The following is a 2,358-nucleotide window of genomic DNA, read 5'->3' as shown; positions in this document are numbered from 1 at the left end:
GGGCTCGTCTTCCTGGATGCGGTAATTGATGCCGGCTTTGAGCGCGTCACGCCGCGCCACCACGATGTCGATCGGCAGACCGACACCGAGATTGGATTTCAGAGTCGAATCCATCGAGATCAACCCGAGCTTCAGCGCCTCGATCAGCGCCGTGTCGTGCGCGATCGCGCGGTCGAGAATCGGTTTGCCGTACTTCGGCTCGCCGATTTGCAGGAACGGCGTATCGAGGGTCGCTTCGATCGCGTTGCCGGCGGAATAGATCTGGTAGAGCCGCATGGGGTGGTGGCCGATCTGGCCCCCGAGCAGCATGGTGACGTCGAACGTCATGCCGTGCTTTTCCATCTCCACGCCGTCCCGCGCATAGACCTGACGGATCGCCGAGCCGACGAGGTGGGCGGCCTTGGACATGCTGGAGACGGTGAGAAGCGTCTCGGGATGGCCGGTCTCCGGATCCTCGATTCCTTCCGTCAGCAGCGACAGCACGGTCTGGCTCGCGGACAGGTTGCCCGCCGTCGCGAGGGTGATCAGACGCTCGCCCGGAATGTCGAAGAGATGAAGCTTGCGAAAGGTCGCGATGTTGTCGACGCCCGCATTGGTGCGGGTGTCGGCGATCATCACCAGGCCGTCCTTGACCAGGATACCGACGCAATAGGTCACGGGCGTTCCTCCGGGGGCTCGTTGGCCCGGCTGCGGCGTGCGTGTCATGATTGAGATTGCCGCGCGCTTTCGATTTTCAAAGAAACGGCGAGGTCCTCGCGGGTCACGCCATAATAGGTTCCACGCACCGGGGCCGCTTCCGTATAATCGAGACCCATGGCGACGCGCACGTAATGTTCCGTGACGGAGACCCCGTTCGCCGCATCGAAACTCACCCAGCCGAGGTCTTCGATATGGGCTTCGACCCAGGCATGGCCGGCTTCCTGCTGCTCTTCCCCGGGCTTGTGCAGATAGCCCGAAACGTAACGCGCCGGGATGCCGATGCTGCGGGCGGCGGCGAGGAAGATGTGGGTGAAATCCTGGCAGACTCCGTGCCCGGCGGCGAAAGCTTCCGTCGCACTCGTCGCCACGTGCGTCGCCTGCACGTCGAAGCGCAGGCGCTCGAACAGCGCGCCCATGAGCGTGTGGGCTTTCTCGAGCGGATTGGCTTTATGCCCCGTCGCCGCCGCAGCGAAATCGCGGATCTCGGGATCCGCCACGGTGAGGGGCGTACTGCGGAGATAGAATACGGCGGGGAAGCGCTCGGCGCCGCCGTTGACGGTGCCGGCCATGTCCGTCGTTTCGACTTCCCCAGCAACCCGCAGTGCAATCTCCTCGATCGAGCCGTCGGCGAAGAGGGAATGCATGATGTTGCCGTACCAGTCCTCACGCCGGATCAGGCGGGCGTCGCGGCCGGTGTCGATGGACCAGCGCAGAACCGTCTGGCCCGCATGACTGCGGGGCGTGAGACGCAACAGCTGAATCGCGGATCGCACCGGCTCCGCGTAGCGGTAGGTCGTCTCGTGCTGGATCCGGATGCGCATGGCTCAACCGAGATATTGGTTCGTGATGGCGAAACCGAGATTGTTGTTTTCGGCTATGAACTCCTCGAGGAATTCGTGCAAGCCATGCTGAAAGATATCCTCGATCGTCTTGTTCGCGAGATTGGCGTGCGCCGCCCGCGCAAGGCGCTGCGACGGACCTGACGTTCCGTAACGATGGGCTATGTCGTCGAGGTGACGCGACAGCGCGGCATAGCAGGCGGCGAGCGAGCGCGGCATCTCTTCTCGCAGGATCAGGAGATCCGCCACGAGCCACGGCCTGAGGTTCTGGTGATAGACCCACTGGTAGCTGACCAGCGCCGATACGGATCTGAGGATCGCGGCCCATTGGTAATAGTCGATGCCACCGCCGACCTCCGCATCCTTCGGCAGCAGCACGTGATATTTCACGTCGAGCACGCGCGCCGTATTGTCCGCCCGCTCCACGTAGACGCCGAGCCGGGAGAACCAATAGGCATCGTTGCGCAGCATGGTGCGCAGCGCCGAGCCGTCGTAGCGGAGCGACGTCTCCTTCACGAGATTCAAAAAGCGCGGAAGATTCTCGACTTGCACCTTCTCGGCCTTGAACCGGCGCAGATCGAGCCAGGCAGAATTGATCGCCTCCCACATCTCCGAGGTGAGCGACCCGCGCACGGATCGCGCGTTGTGACGAGCAGTATCGAAGCAGCGCTGGATGCTCGAAGGATTGGCTTCGGAAAAAGCGAGAAACTCGATCACGCCTTCAGGCGTGACGTCGCCGTAAGCTTCCTTGAACATGTCGAGCGCACCCGCGGTGACGAGCGCTGATTCCCACTCGTTGGTGTGATGCTCGTTATAGGCG

The 2,358-nt window shown here is 62.8% G+C and carries 3 protein-coding genes; all 3 read right to left on the bottom strand.

All coding sequences use genetic code 11. The features are described from left to right. Positions 1–657: proteasome-type protease (locus AC1DT3_RS18290; RefSeq protein WP_477466652.1), on the bottom strand; the 657-nt coding region annotated here is incomplete at its 3' end. A gap of 44 nt (positions 658–701) precedes the next feature. After that, positions 702–1,520: a transglutaminase family protein gene (locus AC1DT3_RS18285; protein ID WP_477466651.1), complete on the bottom strand. Its 819-nt coding sequence runs from the start codon at positions 1,518–1,520 to the stop codon at positions 702–704. Positions 1,521–1,523: 3 nt separating this feature from the next. Beyond that, on the bottom strand, positions 1,524–2,358 hold an 835-nt coding region (locus AC1DT3_RS18280; protein ID WP_477466650.1), incomplete at its 5' end, for an alpha-E domain-containing protein.

Source organism: Microvirga sp. P4_G7, from assembly GCF_056401005.1.
Note: the sequence above shows the minus strand (reverse complement) of the source record. Positions and strands in the feature narration are given on the sequence as shown.